Raw genomic sequence first — 26,839 nt, 5'->3', positions numbered from 1 at the left:
TCAATGAAAATCATCGCTTGGAATTGCAACATGGCATTCAGAAAAAAAGCCGAATTTATTCTGGCTTACAATCCTGATATTGCTGTAATTTCTGAGTGTGAAAATCCCGAAAAACTAAAATTTTTAAGTCAAACAAAAGTGCCGGCAGATATTCTTTGGCACGGCACAAACCCGCACAAAGGTCTTGGTGTTTTTTCATACAGCGACTACAGATTTCGATTGCTCGAATGTCATAATCCAAACTTCAAAAATATTTTGCCAATTGAAGTAACTGGCGGAAAAATCGATTTTACCTTATTTGCAATCTGGGCAAATAATCCCCAGGATAAAGACGGACAATATGTTACCCAAGTCTGGAAAGCGATTAATTATTATGAAAATCTAATTAAAGAAGACAAAACGATTTTAATTGGAGATTTCAACAGCAATACGATTTGGGACAAACCACGTCGCGAAGGAAATCACTCAACGGTTGTAACCCGACTCGAATCTAAAAAGATCTACAGTACCTATCATAAATACTACAACCAAATTCAGGGCAAAGAACAGCATCCAACTTTGTACTTGTATCGTCACGAAAACAAGCCTTATCATCTTGATTATTGTTTTGCTTCGAATGATTTTATAGAAACATTAGAAAGTGTCGAAGTGGGAAGTTATCAGGATTGGACTTTGCACAGCGACCACAAACCTTTAATAATTAATTTTAATATATAACAATGAACAACAACTGGACCGAAAGGTGGAACGACCGCTACAGCAATGAAGAATTTGCTTATGGCGAAGAACCCAACAATTATTTTAAAGAACAAATAGAAAAACTAAACCCCGGAACGATTCTTTTTCCTGCCGAAGGCGAAGGTCGAAACGCTGTTTTTGCCGCAAAATTAGGCTGGAAAGTTGCTGCTTTTGACATTAGTGAAGAAGGAAAAAACAAAGCCTTAAAACTTGCCGAAGCACATAATGTTTCAATTGATTATCAGGTTGGAGAATTAGAAACCCTAAATTATCATGCCGAACAATTTGATGTTATTGCATTGATTTACGCTCATTTTCCTGCGGAAATCAAATCGGCAATTCACAAAACATTAGAAACTTATTTGCGCCCAGACGGAATCATTATTTTCGAAGCTTTTAGCAAAAAACACTTAGAATATCTGGCCATAAACGATAAAGTTGGCGGGCCAAAAGATATTGAATCCTTATTTTCTATTGAAGAAATTCAGGCAGATTTTCCTAATTATGAAATCATTCAGTTAGAAGAAAAAGAAATCGAATTGAACGAAGGTTTATTCCATAACGGAAAAGGTTCTGTGATTCGATTTGTTGGAAAGAAAAAATAAATTACCTCACAATTAAGTGGAGACGCACGGCGCAAATGTCATTAAGTTAAGCTTTTTTGTACAATTTTTTTCTTGGCAAAATCGTAATCGCGAAACTTCTAAAGCCAAGTTTTTTCTCATTTTATGTCATTTCGACGAAGGAGAAATCTCCGCAAGTAGCTCTGCAACGAAGTTCAATCTTTGGCGAGCTTCTCTCGGAGATTTCTCCTTCGTCGAAATGACAAACCAGACGAAAACATTCTTATGAAAACGAGTGCCCTAGCCCCGATAGAAGTGGAAATCCTTTTATTTTTTTCTTTAAAAAAATAAAAGATTGAAACGGATAGCGGGATTAGCTCCTGAAAAAATGTTTTATCATAGAAATTGAAATAACAAATAAGTATGCTTAAGTATTACTTTTCAACATACGGAGCATTTCTACGATCTGCATCTAAATATCTCTATTGCTATTATATCCAAAATAAAATTTCAAAAATTACGTATTTATACGTAAAAATACTTATTTTTGTTTACACCAATATACGTGAATTATTTAATTGCTAAGTAAATTCATAAATAGTATTCAAAAACGAGTTGTAATGCAAAATACCAAAATCAAAACTACCTGTTCGTATTGTGGCGTTGGCTGCGGAATTATCGTAACTAATGATGCTAAAAACGGTGTGATGGTAACGGGCGACAAAGATCATCCGGTCAACAAAGGAATGTTGTGTTCTAAAGGAATGAATTTGCATTACGTAGTCAATGATACTTCTGACCGAATTTTATATCCTGAAATGCGCGGCAGTAAATCTTATCCGCTCGAGCGTGTAAGTTGGGATACTGCACTTGATCGCGCGGCAGCCGTTTTTACTTCTATCATCAAAAAACATGGTCCGGATAGCGTAGGTTTTTATATTTCAGGTCAATGTTTGACCGAGGAATATTATCTGGTCAATAAACTCGTAAAAGGTTTTTTGAAAACCAATAATATTGATACCAATTCCAGACTTTGTATGAGTTCTGCCGTTGTGGGATATAAAAAGACTTTTGGAGAAGACTCTGTTCCAATAGCTTATGACGATATCGAATTGGCGGATACTTTCCTGATTACAGGTGCAAATCCGGCTTGGTGCCATCCTATTTTATTCAGAAGAATTGAGAAGCATAAAGAGAAAAATCCCAAAATAAAAATCATTGTCGTCGATCCAAGACGAACCGATACGGCTGCTTTCGCCGATTTGCATTTGCAGATTCTTCCAGGATCTGATATTATTTTATATCATGCGATTGCCAAACGCATTATTGAAAAAGGCTACGTAGATCATGATTTTGTAAAAAATAATGCCGAAAATTTCAAACAATATAAAGATTTAGTTTTAAGCACATCTTTCGAAAAAGCTTCTAAACTTTGTGGTATTTCGGTAAACGATATTAAGCTTGCCGCTGATATTATTGGCAAAGCCAAAGGATTTATTTCGCTTTGGGCAATGGGATTAAATCAAAGTGCTGTTGGCGTTGATAAAAATACGGCTTTACTGAATTTATCTTTATTAACAGGACAAATCGGAAAACCGGGTTCGGGACCATTTTCATTAACCGGACAACCCAACGCAATGGGCGGACGCGAAGTTGGCGGAATGGCGACACTTTTGGCGGCTCACAAAGACATTGCAAATCCGGAACATCGTAAAGAGGTTGCAGACTTTTGGGGCGTTAATGAAATCTCAGATAAACCGGGTTTAACGGCAACCGAAATGTTTGAAGCTCTGGAATCTGGAAAAATGAAAGCGGTCTGGATTATCTGTACCAATCCAATGGTAAGTTTACCGGATTCCCGCAGGATCGAAAAAGCATTGCAAAATGCCAAATTTGTTGTTGTTCAGGATATTTCGCATAATGCGGATACTTCAAAATACGCCGATTTATTATTACCAGCCGCCGGTTGGTTAGAAAAAGAAGGAACGATGACCAATTCTGAACGTCGGATTTCGTATTTACCAAAAGGAATCAATGCGCCTGGAGAAGCACTTCCGGATATTGAAATTTTAATTCGCTTTGCAAAAAAAATGAATTTCAACGGTTTCAATTTCAATAATGCCGAAGAGATTTACAAAGAGCATTGTGCACTGACCAAAAATACCAATATTGATATTTCGTTCTTAAATTATCATCGCTTAAAAACCGAAGGCACTTTTCAGTGGCCTGTTCCTGATTACGGACATCCGGGAACTCCTCGCCTTTTTACGGATAAAAAATTTTATACGCCTTCGCAAAAAGCAATCTTCAATTTACCAACAGCTATTGAAAATACATCAGAACAGCCTAGTCCGCAATTTCCTTTTATCTTAACAACAGGAAGGGTTCGCGATCAATGGCACACAATGACCAAAACCGGAAAAGTATCGAGATTAATGACACATACGCCAAGTCCGGTTTTAGAAATAAACCCAATTGATGCTTATAAAAATGATATTAAAAATGGTGATATTATTGTTGTTTCGAGTAAAAACGGAGAAGTTCGGGTAAAAGCAAAAGTCACAGATTCTATCAAAGAAAAAGTAGTTTTTCTGCCGATGCATTGGGGAAAACAACTCGAAAATGATTTAAACAGAACCAATAATTTAACCAACACGGTTGTCGATCCGGTTTCTAAAGAGCCTGATTTTAAATACACAACAGTTGCGATTACCAAATATGTAAAACCTTTTCAGAAAATTGCCATTATTGGTGCAGGAGCAGCCTCTTTTAGGTTTATTCAAAATTATCGGGAGTTTAATTCGACAGATGAAATTATTGTTTTTTCGAATGAAGTAAATCCGTTTTACAATCGCGTTTTGCTTCCGGAATATATGACGGGTGAATTTACATGGGAACAATTATTAAAAGTGAAAGATGGCGAAACTTTAAATAAGCTGAAAATTACCATGAAAGCCGGCGTTGCAATTGATAAAATAAATGCAAAAGAAAAAACAATTACAGATAGTCTGGGCGAAATTCATACTTACGATTCCTTAATAATGGCAACCGGAAGCCGTCCGTTTGTGCCGGAAAACGCACAGCTTCATCTTCCGGGCCGTTTTACGGTAAGACGAAAAGAAGATGCCGATCGTTTAAAAAAACATCTTGACAGCACGAATCTACCTCATGAAGAACAACACGTTGTCATTATTGGCGGCGGTTTATTAGGTTTGGAATTGGCTGCTGCCTTAAAACATAAAAAAGTAAAAACGACCATTATTCAAAGGGCTTCTCGTTTGATGGAACGTCAATTAGACCGAATTTCGAGTAAATTATTGGCAGAAGAAGTTCAGCTTCGTGATATTCAGATTTATTTTGATAATGAAGTAAGTACTGTTTTTGAAACCGATAATCCTAATGAACTGGAAATCGCTCTTAAAAGCGGCCGAATTATCACGGCAAATGCTATTGTGTATACGATTGGAACAATTCCGAATATTGAAATTGCACGCGAAACGGGACTTTCCTGCGGTCGTGGCGTAAAAGTAAATCAATATTTGCAATCCTCGAATCCTGATATTTATGCTATTGGAGAAATAGCCGAATTCGAAAACAAATTATTCGGAATCACTTCTGCCGCGGAAGAACAGGCAAATATTCTGGCTAACTTTTTGGCTGGAGATATTAGCAGTTATTACAAAGGTTCTATTTTGATGAATATCCTAAAACTGGAAGATATTAATTTGTGCAGTATTGGCGATCTTACTATTCCTGAAAACGATGATTCATACGAGGAAATTGTTTTTGCCGACTTGAAAAAACGGTATTACAAAAAATGTATTGTGAAAGATGATTTGCTTGTTGGAGCGATTTTAATGGGAGATAAAAATGAGTTTGCCGAGTTTAAAACCATGATCGAAAGCAAAATCGAATTATCAGATAAACGAAATACATTATTACGAGGAAGCTCGAATGCAAAACCTGTTCTAGGGAAATTAGTTTGTTCCTGCAGTCAGGTTGGAGCTGGAAATATAGAAGAAGCGATTAAAAGCGGTGTGAATGATTTTACTGATTTATGTAAAAATACGGGCGCAGGATTAGGTTGCGGAAGTTGTAAAACAGAGGTAAAAGAGATTTTAGCGAAGTGTAAGGTTTAAAATTTTGTTTTAGGTTACTTTACTTTGAGCATAAATTTTTTACCGCAAAGTTCGCAAAGTTTTTTCGCAAAGTTTCGCAAAGGTCTGGATTTGTAAAGTTGTTTTCTATCGAAAAAAGTTCGCAAAGCTATACTTAAAAAAATTGCTCAAGCTTTGTGAACTTTGACTACCTATTAAACAAAACTTAAAAAAATCTTTGCGAAACTTTGCGAAAAAACTTTGTGAACTTTGCGGTTAAACGAACACAATCCAATAACCTGACCCGAGGCTGAAAGCCGAAAAGGCGAAGCAAACAAAACAAACCTGAAACTTGAAACAAAAATAGAGAATGGAACTAACAAGATTAATAGTAAAAGGAGGCGTTATTTCGCCGGGAGAACTTCGAGAAGTGGTCAATATGGCAATGGATCAGGGTTTAGATTCGATTTCATTTGGTTCCAGACAGGATATTATTTTCCCGAAAGGGTTAAAATCTTTAGATAAAGAAAAAATTGGTAAACATCATTTTGTTTTTCCTAATGAAAAAAGCGGTAATAATATCGTTTCTTCTTATGTTTCAACTGATATTTTCAGAAATACCAATTGGCTTACGGGAAACAAATTTTTATATATTTTAGAGCAGTTTAAAGAACAGCCAAAACTGAAAGTCAACATTAACGATCCTAAGCAACAATTGGTTCCGTTGTTTACGGGGCATTTAAATTTTATTGCTTCAGAACATGAAGATTATTGGTATTTGTACATTCGTTTGCCAAAATGGGAACGCATGGAAGTGTATCCGGTTTTGATTTATAGCTGGGATATTGCTGCTTTTTATTATGAAATCGAGAAAATCGCAGCCGAAGAATCCTATGGAATTGACATGATTTTTAGTCTGGTTAGTGATGCTTTAGACACCAATAACAGAACGATTGACAAGCCTTTGAATATTCCGTTTTATCCATTTCCGTATTATGAAGGGATGAACCGAATGGGAATTGATCAATATTGGCTGGGTTTATACTGGAGAAATAATCTGTACAATTTAGATTTCCTGAAGGAAATGTGCGATTTGTGTTTTGACTGCAAAATTGGAAAAATATGTATAACGCCCTGGAAATCATTTATTATAAAAGGAATTCCGAAGGATCGAAAACTGGAATGGGAAAAATTCCTTGGCAAAAAAGGAATTAATGTACGACATTCTTTATTGGAATTAAACTGGCATTTACCGGTTGCAATGGAATGGGCTTTGAATCTTAAAACTTTTTTGGTCCGAACGCTGGATCAATTTGATATTAGCACTTACGGACTAACTTTTGGAATATCTGAGTACAATCGCGACGGACATTATTTTACGTCGATTGTTGTTGAAAAAAATGATTTGCCGAAAGATCTGGAATCTATCAAAATCAGGGATACTTATAATGTTTTGTTTGCAAAGAATTTTGATCCAAATACAAGAGAATATTTAGTTAATTCTCAGGATATTGACAAACTGGAATTGCCAACAATATTGATTGAATTAAGTCGAAAATATTTCGAAGAACTCGGAAATTCTATTCCGGAAGCGATAGAAAATCCACAGAAAAAAGAAAAAACGCAATTGGATATTTACCAATGTCAGGAATGTTTAACACTTTATAAGTCTGAATATGGAGATGAAAATCAGGGAATTCCAAAAGGCATTTCATTCACTGATTTACCTGAAAGTTATTGTTGCTCTTTGTGTGAAGCACCAAAAAGCAACTTTAAGGTTCTGGAAATTGCAGCAAATTAATAACTTCTACTTCACTTAGCCTGATGTTACAATATGCGGACTAGAATTATGAAGCTTTTTTTGTATTTATTTTTTAATGCATTAAAAAACAGGCAATAATTATTACTATCAATCCCATTTTTTCGTCGGTGGAATTGTTAAGAGATTTCAATTTTTAAAATCCGGTAAAAACTTAATATGTTAAAAATAAACAGTTTAACCTTAAATTGTGTATAAAAACTTAACATTGGGAGACTTGTTTTATGATTATCTTTACTTAACTATAAGTTAACAATTTAGTTACACTGTAAAAGATATCTCATCTAAAAGCACATTTAATATGGAAAACAAGACCGAAGAAACCAATCCGGAGAAAATTGATTCACCAAAAACTGAAAATGTTCAGCCAGCTACAGAAAATACAAAAGCTGCAAATACACCTGCGACAAAAGTACCTGTTCGTAAAGCACCGGTAAAAGCAACACCAACTGCTGCAACTACTGCAAAACCTGCTGCAAAAGCACCTACAGCACCAACAACCAGCCCAAAACCACCGGTTAGAAAACCTGTTGCAAAAAAAGTATTGACTCCGGCTGCTAAACCAGAAGAACAAAAAACTCCAGTTAATAATGCTATTGTTACTGAACCTAAAGAAGAAGATACAACTAAAGTAGTTAAAGCTGAGAAAGCTCCTAAAGATAAATCCAATAAAAAAGCCAAAAAAGTGAAAGACAAAGACAAGGACAAAGAGAAAAAGAAATTAGCTAAGAAAAAAGAAAAAGCTAAAAACGACAAAAAGAAAGAAAAAGCTAAAAAAGCAAAACAAAAAGCTGCTGCTAAGAAAAAAGAAAAAGCGAAAAAAGCTAAGGACAAGGCAAAAGCTAAAAAAATAGCAAAAAAGAAAGCAAAGTCTCAAAAAAAGGCAAAAGCTAAAAAGAAAAAATAATATTAAGGAAGGTTTGACTTATAGTTGAACCTTTTTTTATGCGCTGGTCTTTGCGATTTCTATGATAAAACCAAATCTTTTTGATAAAAGGTTTGGTTTTTTATTACCGCAAAAACTCGATGTATTATTTTGTTTCTAACAGCATTTAAAACACTCATTTTATTTTTTCCTTCTGCAACTTTTCTTTTATAGTACACCCGTAAGTCATTATCTAATCGTATTGCACTCATTGCTGCCATATGAAGAATAGCTTTTAATGCTTTATCTGCCAGCATGGATACTCCGGGTCTTCTTTTTAAAGATGTTCCGGATTGAAAATCAAAAGGTACAACACCACTATAGCAAGCCATTTTTCTTGGATCTTTTATAGTTGTAAATCCTTCTGTTTTTGATAGTAATGTCCATGATAAAATCTTACCTACTCCAGGAACTGATTTTATCAGTTTTTGCTGTTTGTTAAGTTTTTCATCACTAGTTATAATTTTCTCAATATCGGCTTCTATAATCTTAATTTGGACTTCTATACTTTTAATAAGTTTCATATTTAAGCTTAATAATTGCTTATCCAGGCTAATGGTTTTCATTAATTTATAATCATATTGCTGAACAGTTAATTGCTTTTTCATTTTTATTCTTAAAGCTCTTTCTGTCAGTAGTATTTTTATCTTTTTAATTGATTCAGGACAAGGCTTCCATTGTGTCATTTCCTGATAATTTTTTTCGATAAAATTGCAGATACGAAGTGAATCAATTTTATCATTTTTGCCTCTTGTAAGACCAATGCTCTTTTTAAGATGCAAAGGAGATATTACATAAACTTTAAAGTTAAGGTTTTCAAGTACTTCATATAGATTCCAATTATATCTACCCGTATTTTCCATTGCCAGAATTACATTATCTGCCGTGTACTTTTTTAAAAAGCGCTTAATAACCGAAGCTTTATTTTCAATAGAAAAATAACTTACAACCTCTTCTTTAATGCAGATATCTAAAGTCTTACTGCTAATGTCGATGCCAATAATAATGTTTTTCATAACTTTGTTTTTACGATTTAACAAAATGATTTGAGAAATTCATCATAAGCTCAACTCCTTAATAACGGGTCTCTAGCCCAAATTTCTATCTGAGTCTTTGATGAAGAGGAAGCGAAAGTCTTAATCGCAAAATGAGTCACAAGCTCGGAGGAACGAATAGTGTACTTTGGCTTCCTTTCTCAATCATAAATTTAGTCAATTTTCAAAAAAACAAATCTAAAGGAGGAACGAAGCAATCTCACTAAATTATTCTATAACTTCTGTGTAATCCCTACGGGATATTTACGCTGGTTTGATATTATTTTCTACCGACATTTAACTCCTAACGGAGTATTTGCAGATATTTAAATGTTAAAAAAAAAAATACATTTACTTTTACTAATTATAAACCCCAGGAGGTATACCTCGTAGAGGTTAAATGTCGGTAGAAAAAAACAATGTATACCGCAAATTTGTCGCATAGCGACTACACCTTCCAAAAACATTTAATCATAGCAAATGAGATTGCTTCGTTCCTCGCAATGATAAGATTGTGGGCAATTATCTTTGATTGTGCAAAGGCTTCGACTTCGCTCAGCCAGACAACAAGTATGTCATCCTGAGCGAAGCCGAAGTGCTATCCCCCAATGGCAATCATACTGCGATTATCAAAGTGAAGTGCCGGATCATCCATTTCTTCGATGGTAACCATTCCGGCCCGAACTTTCTTTTTATTTTTGATAGATTCTGAAATCAAATTCGTGATTGATTCACCATTTCTTAAAGGCGTGAGCAAATCAGTTTCAGCATTCGAGAAAAGGCAATTTTTAATTTTACCGTTTGCCGTCAGGCGGATTCTGTTGCAGCCATCACAAAACGGATTTGTAATCGAACTGATGATTCCGAAATCTCCCTTAAAACCTTTTATTTTATACGTTCTGGCCGTGAAGTTTTTTTCGTCTTCTAATTTCTGAATTTCTTCAGATGAAAAAGAAGTTTTTAATTGCGATAAAATCTCTTTTTGCGAAACCATTTTGCTTCTGTCCCACTCGTTTCCGGCAAAAGGCATAAACTCAATAAACCTAACTGAAATGGGTAACAATCGGGTTAATTTAATAAAATCTATAATTTCATTATCATTAAAACCTTTCATCAAAACAACATTTACTTTTACCGTAAAATCATGCTCTAAAAGCAAATGCAGATTATCAACTACTTTTTCAAACTGATTTCTAAGTGTTATCGAATGAAATTTAGATGCCACCAGAGTATCTAAACTCAAATTGATTTTTTTAATATTTGACTGCTTTAAAACATCGATATGACGATCAATTAAAATTCCGTTTGTAGTAATTGAAAGTGAAATATTTAAAGTTGATAATTTCGAAATAATCTCCGGAAAATCTTTTCTTAATAAAGGTTCTCCGCCTGTTAATCTAATTTTATCCACACCATTTTCTACGAAAGTCTCAGCTAATGCAAAAATCTCTTCGGCCGTCATTAAGCTGGCTTTTGGAGACAGCGCAATTCCGTCTGCAGGCATGCAATATGTACAACGCAAATTGCATTTCTCCAGTAACGAAATACGCAAATAATTGTGTTTTCGCCCAAAATCATCCGTTAAAATGGTTTTAGAGGGTATCATGATTTTTTCCTTTTAAAATATGAAAAACGTGCATTACATGCGGAAAAACAGCATCCATAGATTCTCTGGCTCCGTTTGTTGATCCCGGCAAAGCCAAAACCAGACTTTTTCCTAATGTTCCTGCAACGGTTCTTGATAACATGGCGTACGGCATTCTTTGTTGTCCGTAATTCCGAATAGCTTCTTCGATTCCCGGAATTCTGCTTTCCAGCAATGGCGACAAAGCTTCGGGCGTAACATCTCTTGGTGATAATCCGGTTCCTCCGGTAAAAATAACCAACTGATTTTCTTCGGCGAAAGCCCTCGTTTTTTCCTGAATAATGTCAATTTCATCAGGAATAATTTCATAATGTGAAGTTTCAACTCCGTAAGAAGTTAATTTTTCAACAATGATTTTTCCGGAACGATCTTCTTTTTCGCCTGCAAAAATCGAATCTGAACACACAAAAACAGCAGCTTTAATTGTGTTTGGAAATTTATTTTTGAAAGAAGATTTTCCGCCTTCTTTATTCACTAATTTAATGGTCGAAATTTCGATTTCCTTGTCAATCGGTTTCAACATATCGTACATCGTCAACGCTACAATTGAAGCTCCGTGCATGGCCTCGACCTCAACTCCGGTTTTGTAAACGGTTTTTACATTAAAAATAATCTCAATTGTCAAACCTTCAATTTTGTATTCTACAGAAGTAAATTCAATTGGAATTGGATGACAATCCGGAATTGATAAATGCGTGTTTTTAACCGCAAATAATCCGGCTGTTTTTGCCATTTCAAATACATTTCCTTTCGGAACTAAATTATTCACCACGGCATCAATCGTCTCTTGTTTACTAACTTTGACAATGGCTGTTGCTGTTGCAGCTCTTAAAGTGCTTATTTTATGCGTAATATCTACCATTATATTTTGTTAGGTATTTTGTTTCCAGGTGAATGTATCGTTTTCAAACATTTCTTTACCAAAAATGGGCACATCTGTTTTTATCCAGTTGACAATGGCTTCTGTTGCTTCATAAACTTGTTTACGCCGCGTCGCCGAAACAAATACAAACAGGCAAATTTCACCTGCTTTTACAATTCCTAAACTGTGATAAATATGCATACAAGTCAAATCAAATTTAGCGAATGCTTTTTCCCGAATCGCATGCAAAGCTTCGTTCGCCATATCGGTATAAGCCGAATAATCGATCGCGACAACTGTATTATCATGAATAACATCGGCACGAACCTGTCCCAGAAAAATATTGTGTGCACCAATCGTGTGTTTTGACTGGTGTTTGGCAATAGATTCGGCTATAAATTCAGGAGAAATTGGTCCTTCTACAAATACATTTTTACTCATTGATTTTTTATTTTTTTTGCCACAGATTAAAAGATTAAAATGATTTTTAAAAGTTTGATATCGATTTGTTTGCCACGAATTACACAAATTTACACTAATTTAAAAATGATAATTAATTCGTGAAAATTTGTGTAATTATTGGCAGAAAAAAATCATTGTAATCTGTGAAATCTGTGGCTATATTTTTATTTTTTCTTTTAATAACTGTTTCATTGCCAAAGCTCCGCCGGTTATACTTTTTACCTTTTTGAATTCTTTTTTCTGAAGTAATTCAACTCCAATTTTGCTTCTGATTCCGGATTGACAAAAAACATAAATCATTTGGTTTTTATCTAATTTTTCTATTTCTATTTCGTTTTCTAAATCCGTTAACGGAATCTGAATTCCATTTTTGAAATTAATTTTCGGAAGTTCATCTTCATTCCTGACATCCAAAAAAAGAACCTCATCAGAATCTATTTTATTTAAAATTTCTTCTGCCTTAATTTCTTCAATTTGATTTTCAGTATTATTATACTTTTTCTCAAATATCTCTTTATTTATTGAAACAGTTGTATTCTTCTCAAAATCATACTTTTGCTGTTCATTATTTAAAACATTATAAACCAGTATTTTACCACTTAACACCTCTCCTATTTCCAGAATCATTTTGATGACTTCGTTTGCCTGAAGCATTCCGATTATTCCAACTGAAATTCCGATAACTCCTGCATCTTCGCAACTTAAAGATTGAGTATTTTCATCGGGAAACAAACAGCTGTAAGTTGGTCCGTTTTGATAATTAAAAACTGAAACCTGACCCTGAAATCTAAAAATAGATCCATAAACCATTGGTTTATTTGTAATTATACAAGCGTCGTTTATGAGATATTTTATGGCAATATTATCTGTTGCATCAACAATTATATCGTAGTTTTCAAATAACGAAATTGCATTTTTTGCTGATAATTTTTCCGTAATTGTATTTACTTTTACAAGAGGATTTAATTCAGAAATTATCAGTTTAGCTTCCTCTGCTTTGTATTTACCTACAGCTGAACTTTTATAAATTACCTGCCGATGCAAATTTGAAATCTCAATCACATCATCATCTACAATTCCGATTTCACCAACGCCAGCCGCAGCCAGATAAGGCAATACAGCAGAACCTAAACCGCCAGCGCCGATAATTAAAACCTTGGCTTTTGTTAGTTTTTGCTGTCCGGATTCTCCAATTTCCGAAAGAATCATTTGTCGGTTATAACGTTCTGTTGTATTCATGAATTTTATTTTTATCCTCCGGCAAAAGGAGGCAATAAAGCGACAATATCACTTGTTTCTAACTTGTAATCTGTTGCTTTTGGTACTATTTTCTGGTTGATTGCCACACTAAATGAAAGCGATTCGAATTGGTATTTTTCTTCTAAATTCCGCAATAATTCCTGCAGGGAAATATCAGAATAGGACACTTTTTCGAAAGCACATTTTGTTTTCTCGGCGACAGCTCCAAAATATTTTATTTCAATCATTATTTTAAATTTAAATTCTGAAAAATAAACTCATCTTCAAAATGTTCCTGAAAATAAGACGTTAATCTTGACGTATTTTTTACTACTTCTCCAATCACAATAATTGCCGGAGACGAAATCTTATTTTCAGCTACTAATTTAGCAATTGTACTTATAGTACCAACCACTTTTTGTTCTGTATTTTTTGTTCCGTTTTGGATGATTGCAATTGGTAAATCGTCTGTTCTGTTTTCTTTATAAATCGAAATAATTTCATCTAATTTATGCATTCCCATTAAGACAACTACCGTCGCGGCTGATTTTGAAGCCAAACGAACATCTTTAGACAATTCGTGATTAGAAGTTGTTCCTGTAATTACCCAAAAACTTTCGGCAATCTGGCGCTGCGTTAAACTAATTCCAACCGAAGCCGGAACGCCTAAAGCGGATGAAATTCCCGGAACAATTTCGGTTTCTAAACCAAATTTTTCAACGTATTCAATCTCTTCACTTCCTCTTCCAAAAATAAAAGGATCACCGCCTTTTAAACGCACAACATGTCCGTAGCGATTTGCCATTGAAACAATCAATTCGTTTATCTGATCCTGCGTATACGCATGGCATCCTAAACGTTTGCCTACAAAAACAATTTCTGCTTTTGTCGCATATTGTAACAATTCTTCATTGACTAATGCGTCGTACAAAACAACATCGGCATTTTCTAAAGCCTTGATTGCCTTTAATGTAATCAATTCAACATCTCCGGGACCAGCGCCTACAATTGTCAATCTTGGGGTTTTTAAGTCTTTCATAGTATTAACTTAAATTGATATTCAGGTCGTTTAATTCGTCAACCGAATTAATATTGCTTAAATAAAAGTTTTCACTTTCTTCTATCGTAATGATTTGATGCGGAATTTTCGCTATTAAATCCATTACTTTTAACTCATCTTTATCAATTGCTTCTTTGATAACAGAAACTATTTTTTTAGAATAAATTCCGATTAACGGATGCATTCTGCTTTCTGTGGCAAAAATCGTAATTTCAGCTTCCTGATTGTGTTTCGAAATTAATTCCGATAATAATTCGGTTGAAATTAATGGAATATCACAACTCAAAATCAAATTAAATTCGGTTTCAGAATTTGTCAAAGCCGTATAAATTCCGCCCAAAGGTCCTTTATCTGTAATCGTATCCGGAATTTTATCATAAGGCAGATAATCATATTCTTTATTGGCCGTTATTAATTTTATTTTACCTGTTACAGGCAAAATTGCCTTTATAATATGTTCAATAAATGGTTTATTCTGAAACAGAACTAGTCCTTTCTCTGACTGCATTCGGGAACTTTTTCCTCCGCAAAGAATAAAAACTGTTAGTGCTTTCATGATTTTTTTTGTTTCAGGTTTTCTTTGTTTCAGGTTTTCTTTGTTTCAGGTTTTCTTTGTTTCAGGTTTTACTCCACACTCCAACGGTTGAAACCGTTGGCTATGTTTTATATAGCATCGTTTTTATACTCATTTTCAATCATGGCCAAGGTTTCAACCTTGGGACGCATTGTTAAGCATTTTTTTAATTTACGGAAAAATCAATTTTATACTTGCCATTAAAATTACAGCTCCCAAAACCATTTTTAATGTTTTATTCGAAAAATAACCGCTTCCGTAAAATCCGCCTAAAACGCCGCCTACAACGGCAATCGGAACCAAATAAAAACTTTCTGCCGGGATTGTTTTTCCTCCCAAAAAGAAACCCAGCATTCCTGCAAATGAATTCACAAAAATAAATAAACTTGATATTGCAGCCGATTCTTTTATTGATGCCCATCCTAAAAATAATAAAATAGGACTTAGAATAATTCCGCCGCCAATACCTAACATTCCAGACAATAATCCGATGATAAAACCGATCGCTAATGCAAAAGGCAACTTTATCTGAACTGCTTCTTTTTCTTTAAAATTAAATATTCCAAACAATCTTAACGCTGCAAAAACCAATACAGCGCCTAAAATAATTTTATAAATCGCATTATCTAAAGTTATAAATCCACCAATAAAAGCCGCAGGAACCGATGCAATTGCAAACGGATAAAACAACTTTGGTTTAAAATAATTCTGTCTGTAATAAAACAAAAACGAAATACTCGAAACAAATAAATTCAACAACAAAGCCGACGGTTTCATAATCGCAACCGGAAAAGCAAAAATCGTCATCAAAGCTAAATATCCCGATGCCCCACCGTGCCCAACACTTGAATATAAAAAAGCAATTACGATTAAAGCAAAGCTGAATAATAAGATGTTTTCGGAGGTAAGTAAATTCATTTCTAGTTTATTATTCGATTCTTATTCCTATTTCATTTAAAAAGTCAGTACATAAAAACTCCACATTTTCATTTCCATCTATTTTGGGAATTGAAATAAAAACTATAGGCTCTTTATTTTCCAATTCACTTAAAACTATCCATTGATTATCTTTCCAAATTGAAATTGCGTTAAGGCTATCCGACTCTACATCATATTCTGCACTTCCATAGATTTCAGAACCTTTTATTTTAAGAGTAATTGTTGGATTAAACATTTCTCTTGTCACGTTATCAGTATCAATAATTGGTCTTTGCCATGTTTCATCTTGTTCTTCATTATCTTCTTCATCTATTGCCCATTCCCAAATTGGATTTCTTAACACATCATCTAAAGTAATATCCTCCAGTGATTTTGCTTTTCCTGTTTTATAATTCATTTTTTATTTGGTTTCATGTTATGCTGTGTGTTTAAATTTACATACTGCATTTCAGTATTTATTTTTCAATTATCTAATTATCTAATTTTCAAATTATCTAATTCTAATTTATTGGCAACAACGTTACTTGTTCTCCTTTTTTTAAAGTCTCTTTATCATTCGGAACAATTAATAAACTATTTGCTATGGCAAAAGTATTTAGCATTGCTGAGCTTTGTCCTTCTAAAATCGTAACATTTGTTTCGTCATATAATGCTTTTAAAAATAGTGTTTTTCCGGTTGTATTGGTAAATACTGAATTTAATTTTCGGACTATTTTTGGCAAATGTGTATCTGCAAATCCCATTTTGTTCTTGATCGCAGGATAAACGTAAATATAAAAATTAGCTAATGATGATGCTGGATTTCCCGGCAAAGCAAAAACCAGAGTTTCATTTTTTGATCCAAAGAACATTGGTTTACCTGGTTTTTGATTGATTTTATAAAATAATTCTTCAACTCCATTAGCCAGCAGCGCTTCTTTTACAAAATCATAATCTCCAACAGAAATTCCACCCGAAATTAAAACGATATCATGTTTCTTTAGAATTTCTTTTAACGCTTTTTTGGTTGCTTTAAGATTGTCTTTTACTTTGAAAACCTTCGTTTTTTTAATTCCGAGGGTTTGAAGCGCTGCCTGCAACATTACCGAATTACTTTCGTAAATTTTTCCTTTTGGTAATTTCCTGCCTGGTTTTACTAATTCATTTCCCGTAACTAAAATGGCAACTTTTGGCTTTTTATATACTTCAATTTCTGTAATTCCCAAACAGGCCAAAAATCCAATTGCCGCTGGTGTAATTAGAGTATTTGCTTCAAAAACTATTTCTTCTTTTTGAATTTGCTGGCCTTTTGCCCTAACATTTGTAAACTGTTCCGGCATTCTGGTAATAAGAATCGATTTTTCATTTGCCATTACATGTTCCTGCATCACCACAGTATCAGCATCATTTGGTACAAAAGCACCTGTAAAAATGCGAACTGCTTCATTCTCTTTCAGTTTTATATCAGAATGATCTCCGGCTTGTGAAATGCTTATTACATCATATTGATGTTTTTCGCTGTGAATAAAAGCATAACCATCCATGGCCGATTGGCGAAAAGGCGGCATGTTGATTGGGGAATAAACCGTTTCTGCCAAAACGCAGCCTAGTGCCTTACTAATGGCTATTTTTTGAATTGGCATTTTTGTGCTATTCTCTGCAATAATTGATAATGCTTGTTCAACCTGGATCATGTTTGCTATTTTATATGCCGCAAAAAATACTTATTACAAATATAAGTATTTTTACGTAGTTTAAATCATTGGTAATCTAAAATTTTAAAAGATTATAAATTTAAGCTTAATTCTTTTAATTCTTTCAGAAAAAATAATCAAATAGCTTTTACAGGATATTTAAATTGAGAAATCTCAAATTATTTCTTTCTGAAATTTCCCTGAGGCAAATAATATAGCCACGAAAAACCAATAAAAAACAAAATAGCAGATGCAATAAAAGCGGGCAATAATATTTCTTTGTTATTATCCAGTGCATTATTTAAGGAAGCATATAACAGCCAAATTTGAATACTGACGTTTAATATTAAGATAAAAATAAGTGTCGAAAGTATGTTATTCAGCTTATTGGGATTTGCCCGGTTCTGGCTTCTTCTAAAAGTACTCATAGCAATTGATTTAAAATTATTCTAACTTTCTTTTTCCGGAATTATCGCTTTTACAAAAACGGCATCATCTTTAAAAAACACTTCTAACTGGGGCAATGCTCTTGGCGGCGGCCCGGCAATTACGTCTCCGGTCATGGCATCAAATGATCCTTCGTGACACGGACAATGGATAATTCCGGTTCCGGGTTTATAAAAAACAGAACAGGATAAATGGGTGCATTTTTGTTCGTATGCCCTGAAATCCCCACTTTCGAGATGTATTAAAATATACGGGATTTTGCTTCCTTCAATTACAAAACCTCTTGTTCCTCCTACCGGAATTTCTTCTTTATTACAAATAAAATGCTCGCCCTGAACACCTTCTTTTGGCAATAAATAAGCTTTTGCAGCAACAAAGCCACTCCCGACCATTAATCCTCCCGAAACAAAAGTCAGGAATTTAGCAAAATCACGTCGGCTGACTTGTGTTGATTCTTGTTTTTTTATCGGGAAATCTTTTTTCCAGTTTTGATTTAAATTATCTTCTTTTGACATCGATTCCGGATTTAATATATTCTTAATTCATTACTGCCTTTTGGCATCATAATATTTACTTTCGTTTTTACGGTTTCCTGTCCGAAAATAAAAGTATTAATTGGTGAACTGTTTGGTCTCATTTCTTCAATTTGTTCTCTTGTGCCATAAAATAAAGCTCCGCTGGGACAAACTGTTGCGCACATTGGCTTTTTACCAACGCTGGTTCTGTCATAACACATGGTGCATTTCATCATCAAATCATATTCTTCCATTTTTTTAGGAACCCCAAACGGGCACGCCATTACACAGTTTGAGCAGCCAATACATCTTTCGGTATTTGCGGTATGAACCACGCCAAATTCGTCTTGCGAAATTGCATCGGCAGGGCAAACATTAGCACAAACCGGATCTTCGCAATGCATACAAACCTGCACAGTGGTTTGAATTGTCGATGAACGTTCCACATAATTTACGCTAATCAGCGATTCCTGCCCGTTGGTTTCGCATTCTGCACAAGCCATTTCACAGGCTTTACAGCCAATACAGCGTTGCAGATCTACAAAAAACTCTTCATTTCTATTAAAATTAGTCAAGTTCATATTGTCATTTTTTTATAGATTAAACACTTGCATATGCATCTGATTCCTTAGATGGCGGTGCAATTTCTCCTAACGGATCTAATAAACAGGCGCAAACTTTAAATTCAGGTATTTTTGAAATTGGATCTAATGTTCCGGGCGTTAACAGATTTACGGATTTGGCTCCGGGCCAATGGTACGGAATAAATACGGTGTCTTTCCGGATCGTCTCAACAATATTCGCCGGAAAAACGCCTTCTCCTCTTCGGGTTACAACCCTAACTAATTCGCGTTGTTTGATATTATATTTAGCGGCAAGTTCAGGATGAATTTCTAATAATGGTTCAGGAAACTGATCGACCAGTTTACCAATTCGTCTGGTTTGGGTTCCGCTTAAATATTGAGAAACCACACGTCCTGTTGTTAATGTTATTGGATATTTATCATCTGTAACTTCACCAGGAAGTTTATACGGAGCCGGATTAAAATGCGCTTTCTTGTCTGGAGTTGCAAATACTTTGTCTTCCCATAATCTTGGAGTTCCCGGATGATCGTCTGTTGGACAAGGCCAAAAAACGCCCATATTATCTTCTACTTTTTTATAGGATATTCCAAAATAATCGGCAGTTCCGCCTTTAGAAGCGATGCGAAGTTCATTAAAAATCGCTTCACTGTTTTCATAGGTGAATTTATCTTCTTCGCCTAATCTTTTTGCAATTTCTAGTATTATTGAAGTATCTGTTCTGGCATCTCCGGGAGGCGTTACAGCCTGACGAATCCGGATAACGCGTCCTTCTGCAGATGTTGTTGTTCCTTCTTCTTCTTCCTGTAAAGAACCCGCCAGAATAATATCCGCATGACGGGCAGTTTCATTCATAAAGAAATCGATACAGACATAAAACTCTAATTTTTCAAGTGCTGATCTTACGTAATTACTATTCGGTAACGAAACCAAGGGATTAAAACAAATCGAAAGTAATCCTTTTATTTCTCCTCTATGAATGGCTTCAATAATTTCATAAGCCGTCAGTCCTTTTCCGGGTAAATCCTTTTCATCAATTCCCCAAACTCCCGAAATATATTTGCGGTGTTCCGGATTTTCAATATCTCTATTTCCCGGTAACTGGTCACATTTATGTCCGTGTTCTCTTCCACCCTGACCGTTTCCTTGTCCGGTTATGGTTCCGTATCCGCAATATGGTCGTCCAATTCTTCCGGTTGCCAGAACAAGATTGATACAGCCTACTACATTATCAACACCTTTTGAGTGATGTTCGATTCCGCGTGCGTGAAGCAAAAAGCTTGTTTTGGCTTTGCCCCATAATTCTGCAGCTTCTTTGATTTTATTTTTTTCAATTCCGGTCACTTCTTCTGCCCATTCTAAAGTATAGTCTTTTACGGCATCAATTGTCTCCTGAAAACCAGATGTATAATTGTCTATAAAATCGTGATCGAGCATATCATGATCGACTAAATATTTTAGCATTGCGCCATATAATGCAGAATCTGTTCCGGGTTTTACATCTAAATGAACATCTGCGGTTCTGGCCAACGGAATCATTCTTGGATCTATCACAATTAATTTTGCACCGCGATCTCTGGCTTTCCAAATCCAATGTGTTAGTGTTGGAAAAGTTTCACTAATATTAGCTCCGGCAACAATAATTACCTCAGCATATTCTAAATCCGAATAATTGTTTGAGGCACGATCTAAACCAAAAGCTTTTTTATTTCCTGCTCCGGCGCTTACCATGCAAAGTCTTCCGTTGTAATCAAGATTTCTGGTTTTTAATGCCACACGGGCAAATTTTCCCACTAAATAACTTTTTTCGTTCGTAAGTGAAACTCCTGATAACATAGAAAAAGCATGTTTGCCGTATTTTTCCTGAATTCTTTTTATTTCAGAAACAGTTTTATCCATTGCTTCGTCCCAGGTTGTTTTTTCGAAACCTTTACCTTCTACTCTTTTTAAAGGATTTAAAATTCTATCCGGATGATTATTTTGTAAATAGCGCTGAACTCCTTTTGGACAAAGGCGTCCTTCATTAAAAGGAAATTCCATCCAGGGTTCAAAACCTACTACTTTATTTTCTTTTACTAATAACTGAATTCCACATTGCATGCCGCAAAAACAACAATGTGTTTTTACGACTTCATCTGGTTCATCTCTACCTTCGTAACCATCTTTTGGCGCATAATTTAAATGCGGACCAAAATCTTCTATAATCTTTTCGGTTGATACGGGTAATTTTGCCATTTTTTCTTTTTGTTTTTCTTTTCTTTTGTTTCAAGTTTTTTTTGTTTCAAGTTTCAGGTTTTTACTTCGCGTGTAAACTTTAGTTTATAGACAAACTATAATAACTTGAAACATGAAACATGAAACTTTAAACTCTTATTCCTTATCCAAACAGCTTTCCGCCATTTGCTAATCTTGCTTTTAAATGTGCCAGAGCCAAACGTGATCTTTTGCCTTCGGGGCTTAAATCCAGATGTGAGGTTCCGTCTTTATGTGTGAAATTAAAACCTAATTGTTTGGTTACAATTTTTAAATCGTTGATATGAAGTTTTGTTGCAAATTCTTCTCCTGTATGCGGACAAACTGCCATTCCTTTTTTCATTCCTTCTTTTTTGTAAATATGTGCTCCAATTTGTGCCGGACGCTGAATGATATGGAAGAATTTTCCAAACGGAATCCAAATCAAAAACATGATTACGGTTACGGCATGAATTACAGCAAGGAAATCATAGGCAAATCCTTTCATAAACTGATAGGAATAGGTCAGACATAATCCTGTTACTGAGATTGCTATCAATAAAATAAGCGGCAACAAATCTCCTTCAAAAGATTGCGTTGCTATTAATCCCGGATTTGTTAATCGTCTTCTTAAATAATAAACGGATCCGAAAATTACCAACCACGAAGACCAGTTTAGGGCATGAAATATTAAAAAAGCCAAAAATGAGTTTATTTTAAAATCCATCATTTTGAAACCAAAAAAATGGGCTTCGTAAATTGAAATAGAATCCGGAGCGAGTGTAAAATGTATCCATCCAAACGTAAGCGGAATTGTTATGGCAAATGCGGATAAACATCCTAAGGCAATACAAAAATGGGCAGCCCAACGGTATTTGCTTCTTGGATAAATGAACTTTTGAACTACAATGTTTTCTACTGATTCTTTTCCCATAAACCATATATGCGAAACGATTTTTCCGGTAAACAGAAAGGTAATACTACGTTTGAAATACATCCATGTGGGCGGTCTTTGCAGCCAAACTGAGTATCGATACACGATTCCGAAGAACGCAAATATGGTTCCGAATAAATAAGTAACAAGCGCTGCATCAAAATTTTGCAGCTGCCTAGATCCGTAAAAAACTAATACTATCGTTAATGCAGAAACCAGGGTTGCTACAAGTAAAGCTTTGGTATTAAAGGTTTTATTTTTCATCTTTAATTAAATTTAATGACTGCTCTTAACTTGGTTTCTCACAACCTTTACGATTATAAAACCACCAATTGATGGCTGTAGCCAAGACTGCAAAAACAGCAACGCCTATAAAAAACTGATCTACGGTGCCATTCGCAGATAAATTATTTCCAATTAATTTAGAAAAGATAAAAGGTCCAAAAGCTGCAATTGCTGCTGTCCAGCCAATAACTCCGGCTGCCTGTCGTTGATTTTCGGCAAAAATAATTGGGTATTGTCTAAAGGTTCCTGCGTTTCCGATTCCTGTAAAGAAGAACATTCCCAGAATAACGGCTACAAACAGCGGAAACTGATCCATGCTTGTTGGTGCTACTAATCCTTCGGTTACCAGAATAATTGATCCGGCCAAAATTCCTAAACCTGTAATTGTAGTAAGGATTGCCCCACCAACTTTGTCGGCTACAAATCCAAAAATAATTCTACTGGCTGAGCCAATTAACGGTCCGTAAAAAGCATAAACTAAAGGATCGGGCGCATTATGAAAATCTCCGTATAAAAATTTAATCATTAAAGGAAAAGCGGCTGATAAACCTGCAAATGTTCCAAAAGTCATGATATAGGTTATGGTGCAATACCAGGTATGTTTATTAGAGAAGATGTCCATTTGTTCTTTTATAGAAGCTTTCATAGGAATACTTCTTAAATAGAACCAGCTTATAACTGATAATAATAACAGGAAAGGAACAAACCAAAATGCTGCTGACTGCAAGTAGATTTCGGTATTTTTAACTGCTGTATTATCCGGTTTTATATTGTTTAATATTTTTTCTGCGAGTTTTGGATTTGCATTTGCAATGGCTTTTGCTTTCGCTTTTAGGGGTAACGAAGTAAAAAGAAGCACTTTATCATTTGAATGAATCGACGCACTTACGGAATCAATTACATTTTTCTTTACGTTTGATAATATTTTGGTTTGTACTTCGGCATCTAAAGCAGCAAAAACTTCTTTTTGTTTTTCGATAGTTGAATTCTGAAAAACTGTTATTGTTTCTTTGGGATTTATGCTTGTAAATACGGATGCTGCACCATAAATTCCGACACTAATAATAAGCGGTGTAACAAATTGTGCTACCGAAACACCAAAATTTCCTATTCCGGCCTGAATTCCAAGAGCAGTTCCTTTTAACCTTTTCGGGAAAAACAAACTTGTACTTGGCATGTAAGAGGAGAAATCCCCGCCGCCAAAACCGGTTGTAAAGGCTAAAACTGCAAAGACCCAAAATGGTGTATTTACATCCATTACTGCAAAACCAATTCCGATTACGGGAATTAATTTTATAAGCGTGGCAAAAGATACAACGTGTCTTGTACCAAAAATGGGTAATATAAAAGTGTGAATTATTCTTAAAAATCCTGCTGCCAATCCCGGAATTGCGGTTAACCAAAAAAGCTGATCTTTAGAAAAATTAAATCCCAATCCGGGCAATTTAACCGCTATAACGCTCATCATAAACCAAGAGGCAAATGACAGCAATAATGTAATTGTTGTTATTGTTAAAGTTCTCCATGCAATTTTACTTCCGGCAGAATTCCAAAATTCTTCATCTTCGGGTTCCCATTTGTCTAACCAAGTTTTCATATGTATTTATTTAATTTTTAATGATTGTCTTCTATGTGTCTGGTAAAATTTGGTGATTTGGTTCGCATTACATTTATGATTGTTCGGTGCATCCATAACAAACAAAGTACAGATACTGCAAAAATGAAGATCCAGGAACTCGTCCAGAGTCCGGTATAATTAAGGAGATAACCAAAGATAATGGGCCCGACAAATCCGCCTAAACCGCCTATTAAACCAACCATTCCGCCCACAACTCCAACTTCATTGGGAAAATATTCCGGAATGTGTTTATAAACCGCGGCTTTTCCAATTCCCCATGAAATTCCTATAAGGATTACCAGAATTACATACACCCAAAGGTTGGCGCTAAACTTGATTTGCGTAATTCCCTGCGCTAATAATTCCTTCTTTTTAACTTCCTGATTTTGTTTTACAACAATTTCCTGCCAGGAGTTTTTTACAGGAAAAATGGCTGTTTCATGATTTTCTGAAACTTCTTTTTGAGTAATTTTATGTTCTTTTCCGTTTATGGTTATGGCAGCTGCAGAAACTTCGGTGACAACCCCATTATTAGTGGCCAAAACTCCAGGACCAGCGGTAAAAATTTCCATTTTTGGAAACATCAATAAAAAACTAATAACGATTGATGAACCTAAAACCCAATACATTACTTTTCTGGCTCCGAATTTATCTGATAAGTAACCTCCAAAAGCCCTGATTATTCCGGAAGGCAAACTGAACATCGTTGCAAACATTCCGCCCATTACGAGTGAAGTATGATATACATTCATGAAATTGGGAAGAAGCCATTGTGAATACGCCACAAAAAAACCAAATACTAAAAAATAGTACGCGCCAAAACGCCAAACTCGAATGTTTTTAAGCGGAGACATCAATTCTTTCATTGTTTTTGAAACTCCGGGATTGGTTTTATTTTTAGCAAAAACAATAAAAAGTATCCCGATAACAACTAAAACAACAGCATAAATAACAGGCAACATTTTCCAGCCGTTAACGGGATCTTTTTCTGATAAATGATTTAATAATGTAGGTGCAATAAAAGTAGTTATCGCAGCACCGGCATTTCCCATTCCGAAAATTCCTAAAGCCCTTCCCTGCCAATTTTGTGGGTACCAGACAGAAGTATAACCAATTCCGACAGCGAAACTGGTTCCTACTAATCCAAAAAGAAAACTTAAGACGGCAAAACTCCAAAATGAGTCCGCAAACGGAAGAAGAAAAAGAGGAACGGAACACAGTAATAATAATATTGAAAAAACGATTTTACCGCCATATTTATCTGTTAATATTCCTATAGGAAGTCTGAATATGGAACCTGATAAAATAGGAATTCCTAATAACCAGCCTGTCTCGACAACTGTCCAGTTGAATATTCCCTTATCTACTAAATAGGTAACCAAAACACCATTTAATGTCCAGCACGCAAAACAAATGGTAAAGGCCAATGTGTTTAAAAATAAAATTTTGTGAGATTGTGACAGACTACTCATACTTATCCTTTTTTACGTCACTTTTTAGACATTAGTTTTTTCTAATAGAAAGTGACTTCCTCGATTAATTACAAAATTGAATAATTATATTCTTACAAAAACTGATAATTGTCATAATAGGAAATATTGCCTTTTTGATTTTTGATTTCACTCAAATCTAATTTCAATGATGAGAAAAATATTAAAAACTTATGGCTGACTGAGTTCTTTTGAATGTGAGAGGCAGATAAAGAAGTATAAAGTAAAATATTTGTTATTAAATAAATTTAACAATAAATATTTTACATAAAAGTAATAAAAACTATTTCAAATAAAGTATAATTACTTAATAATCTTACATATATATAAAATTATATAAGAAAAAATGTATTTATAACTTTTGGAATTAAAAATCGTCAATGATAATTATCATAAAAAACTAAGAATTTGCTCTATAAATTTGAAGTAACAATTAAAGGATATCGTTATGATAAAGATTCTAAATTACTTATTGCCGCCGCGAAAATGGGTACCCTTTGTTATTGTAGCAATAGGAATTGGGATGGGATTATTTGCTTATTTATTATATGTATCAAATGCGGTTTCCTATCTCTCTGATGAACCTAAAACCTGCGTAAACTGTCACGTCATGACTCCGTTTTATGCAACCTGGCAAAATAGCTCGCACGCAAGGGTTACAAATTGCAATGATTGTCATGTGCCTCATAATAATCCTTTTAACAAATACTTTTTTAAGGCGAAAGATGGTATTTATCATGCAACTGTTTTTACATGGCGGGCTGAACCACAAGTCATTCATATTAAAGAAGCCGGAACAGATGTAGTTCAGAAAAACTGTCAGCGCTGTCACGGAGATCTAAATGCAAATGTGAATACAACCGGAATTACGCTTGAAAGCAAAAAACATGGTGAAGGCAAATTATGCTGGGATTGTCATCGCGAAGTTCCGCATGGCAGGGTAAACAGTTTATCATCAGTACCAAATGCGAGAGTTCCGCTATTAGAATCCCCTGTTCCGGAATGGCTAAAAAAACAAACGGATAGTATTGAGATTGCAAAAGCAAAGAAATCGATTAAAACAAAATAAAACTCAAACCAAATTTTTTAAATACAGATATTATGGC

The 26,839-nt window shown here is 34.7% G+C and carries 24 protein-coding genes; 6 read left to right on the top strand and 18 right to left on the bottom strand.

Features of this window, described 5'->3' with window-relative positions:
• Positions 1-3: 3 nt before the first annotated feature.
• The 5 genes from ACZ0AH_RS07815 to ACZ0AH_RS07795 all read left to right on the top strand — a co-directional run bounded on the left by ACZ0AH_RS07815 (position 4) and on the right by ACZ0AH_RS07795 (position 8,124).
• On the top strand, positions 4-717 hold the full coding sequence (locus tag ACZ0AH_RS07815) for an exonuclease/endonuclease/phosphatase family protein (RefSeq protein ID WP_463475251.1): 714 nt from the start codon (positions 4-6) through the stop codon (positions 715-717).
• A gap of 2 nt (positions 718-719) precedes the next feature.
• Positions 720-1,343: a class I SAM-dependent methyltransferase gene (locus tag ACZ0AH_RS07810; RefSeq protein ID WP_463475250.1), complete on the top strand. Its 624-nt coding sequence runs from the start codon at positions 720-722 to the stop codon at positions 1,341-1,343.
• Positions 1,344-1,921: 578 nt separating this feature from the next.
• Positions 1,922-5,440 (top strand): molybdopterin-dependent oxidoreductase, encoded by a 3,519-nt coding sequence (locus ACZ0AH_RS07805; RefSeq protein WP_463475249.1) that lies wholly within the window; start codon positions 1,922-1,924, stop codon positions 5,438-5,440.
• Between the two features lie 328 nt (positions 5,441-5,768).
• On the top strand, positions 5,769-7,199 hold the full coding sequence (locus ACZ0AH_RS07800; protein ID WP_463475248.1) for a rubredoxin: 1,431 nt from the start codon (positions 5,769-5,771) through the stop codon (positions 7,197-7,199).
• Positions 7,200-7,518: 319 nt separating this feature from the next.
• On the top strand, positions 7,519-8,124 hold the full coding sequence (locus ACZ0AH_RS07795) for a hypothetical protein (RefSeq protein ID WP_463475247.1): 606 nt from the start codon (positions 7,519-7,521) through the stop codon (positions 8,122-8,124).
• A 59-nt stretch (positions 8,125-8,183) separates the two neighbouring features.
• Here ACZ0AH_RS07795 and ACZ0AH_RS07790 read toward each other — a convergent pair whose 3' ends face one another.
• From ACZ0AH_RS07790 to ACZ0AH_RS07705, 18 genes are all read right to left on the bottom strand, one after another.
• Positions 8,184-9,158: an IS110 family RNA-guided transposase gene (locus ACZ0AH_RS07790; RefSeq protein WP_463475246.1), complete on the bottom strand. Its 975-nt coding sequence runs from the start codon at positions 9,156-9,158 to the stop codon at positions 8,184-8,186.
• Positions 9,159-9,774: 616 nt separating this feature from the next.
• Positions 9,775-10,782 (bottom strand): GTP 3',8-cyclase MoaA, encoded by a 1,008-nt coding sequence (gene moaA, locus ACZ0AH_RS07785; protein WP_463475245.1) that lies wholly within the window; start codon positions 10,780-10,782, stop codon positions 9,775-9,777.
• On the bottom strand, positions 10,769-11,683 hold the full coding sequence (gene moaCB, locus ACZ0AH_RS07780) for a bifunctional molybdenum cofactor biosynthesis protein MoaC/MoaB (RefSeq protein WP_463475244.1): 915 nt from the start codon (positions 11,681-11,683) through the stop codon (positions 10,769-10,771). Before moaCB ends, moaA begins: the two co-directional genes overlap by 14 nt.
• A 9-nt stretch (positions 11,684-11,692) precedes the next feature.
• On the bottom strand, positions 11,693-12,124 hold the full coding sequence (locus tag ACZ0AH_RS07775; RefSeq protein ID WP_463475243.1) for a molybdenum cofactor biosynthesis protein MoaE: 432 nt from the start codon (positions 12,122-12,124) through the stop codon (positions 11,693-11,695).
• Between the two features lie 177 nt (positions 12,125-12,301).
• A complete protein-coding gene (gene moeB, locus ACZ0AH_RS07770) occupies positions 12,302-13,384 on the bottom strand; it encodes a molybdopterin-synthase adenylyltransferase MoeB (protein ID WP_463475242.1) in 1,083 nt (360 codons plus the stop codon).
• An 11-nt stretch (positions 13,385-13,395) separates the two neighbouring features.
• Positions 13,396-13,632: a MoaD/ThiS family protein gene (locus ACZ0AH_RS07765; RefSeq protein WP_463475241.1), complete on the bottom strand. Its 237-nt coding sequence runs from the start codon at positions 13,630-13,632 to the stop codon at positions 13,396-13,398.
• Positions 13,632-14,423 carry a uroporphyrinogen-III C-methyltransferase gene (gene cobA / locus ACZ0AH_RS07760; RefSeq protein WP_463475240.1) on the bottom strand — a complete coding sequence of 264 codons (792 nt, stop codon included), beginning with the start codon at positions 14,421-14,423 and terminating at the stop codon, positions 13,632-13,634. Before cobA ends, ACZ0AH_RS07765 begins: the two co-directional genes overlap by 1 nt.
• A gap of 4 nt (positions 14,424-14,427) precedes the next feature.
• Positions 14,428-15,000, bottom strand: a complete 573-nt coding sequence (locus tag ACZ0AH_RS07755) for a molybdenum cofactor guanylyltransferase (protein WP_463475239.1) — start codon at positions 14,998-15,000, stop codon at positions 14,428-14,430.
• 189 nt (positions 15,001-15,189) lie between these two features.
• Positions 15,190-15,936 (bottom strand): sulfite exporter TauE/SafE family protein, encoded by a 747-nt coding sequence (locus ACZ0AH_RS07750; RefSeq protein ID WP_463475238.1) that lies wholly within the window; start codon positions 15,934-15,936, stop codon positions 15,190-15,192.
• A 10-nt stretch (positions 15,937-15,946) separates the two neighbouring features.
• Positions 15,947-16,354 carry a hypothetical protein gene (locus ACZ0AH_RS07745; protein ID WP_463475237.1) on the bottom strand — a complete coding sequence of 136 codons (408 nt, stop codon included), beginning with the start codon at positions 16,352-16,354 and terminating at the stop codon, positions 15,947-15,949.
• 103 nt (positions 16,355-16,457) lie between these two features.
• Entirely contained in the window at positions 16,458-17,630 is a 1,173-nt protein-coding gene (locus ACZ0AH_RS07740; RefSeq protein ID WP_463475236.1) for a molybdopterin molybdotransferase MoeA, read from the bottom strand.
• Between the two features lie 179 nt (positions 17,631-17,809).
• Entirely contained in the window at positions 17,810-18,058 is a 249-nt protein-coding gene (locus tag ACZ0AH_RS07735) for a DUF6755 family protein (RefSeq protein ID WP_463475235.1), read from the bottom strand.
• Positions 18,059-18,079: 21 nt separating this feature from the next.
• The gene (locus ACZ0AH_RS07730; protein ID WP_463475234.1) at positions 18,080-18,592 is read right to left on the bottom strand and encodes a QcrA and Rieske domain-containing protein; all 513 of its coding nucleotides are present in this window, start codon (positions 18,590-18,592) and stop codon (positions 18,080-18,082) included.
• A gap of 11 nt (positions 18,593-18,603) precedes the next feature.
• Positions 18,604-19,173, bottom strand: coding sequence for a 4Fe-4S dicluster domain-containing protein (locus ACZ0AH_RS07725; protein ID WP_115846498.1), 570 nt, complete (start codon positions 19,171-19,173; stop codon positions 18,604-18,606).
• Between the two features lie 19 nt (positions 19,174-19,192).
• A complete protein-coding gene (locus tag ACZ0AH_RS07720) occupies positions 19,193-21,409 on the bottom strand; it encodes a molybdopterin oxidoreductase family protein (RefSeq protein ID WP_463475233.1) in 2,217 nt (738 codons plus the stop codon).
• 142 nt (positions 21,410-21,551) lie between these two features.
• Positions 21,552-22,604, bottom strand: coding sequence for an MFS transporter (locus ACZ0AH_RS07715; RefSeq protein WP_463475232.1), 1,053 nt, complete (start codon positions 22,602-22,604; stop codon positions 21,552-21,554).
• A 25-nt stretch (positions 22,605-22,629) separates the two neighbouring features.
• Complete coding sequence (locus ACZ0AH_RS07710; protein ID WP_463475231.1) at positions 22,630-24,222, bottom strand: magnesium transporter MgtE N-terminal domain-containing protein; 1,593 nt, start codon at positions 24,220-24,222, stop codon at positions 22,630-22,632.
• 17 nt (positions 24,223-24,239) lie between these two features.
• Entirely contained in the window at positions 24,240-25,715 is a 1,476-nt protein-coding gene (locus tag ACZ0AH_RS07705) for an MFS transporter (protein ID WP_463475230.1), read from the bottom strand.
• A 466-nt stretch (positions 25,716-26,181) separates the two neighbouring features.
• Here ACZ0AH_RS07705 and nrfH point away from each other — a divergent pair, with 466 nt between their 5' ends.
• Entirely contained in the window at positions 26,182-26,802 is a 621-nt protein-coding gene (gene nrfH / locus ACZ0AH_RS07700; RefSeq protein WP_463475229.1) for a cytochrome c nitrite reductase small subunit, read from the top strand.
• Positions 26,803-26,839 lie beyond the last annotated feature (37 nt).

The sequence above is a fragment of the Flavobacterium sp. AC105 genome (assembly GCF_979258495.1).
This window is presented reverse-complemented; position numbering and strand designations above follow the sequence as displayed.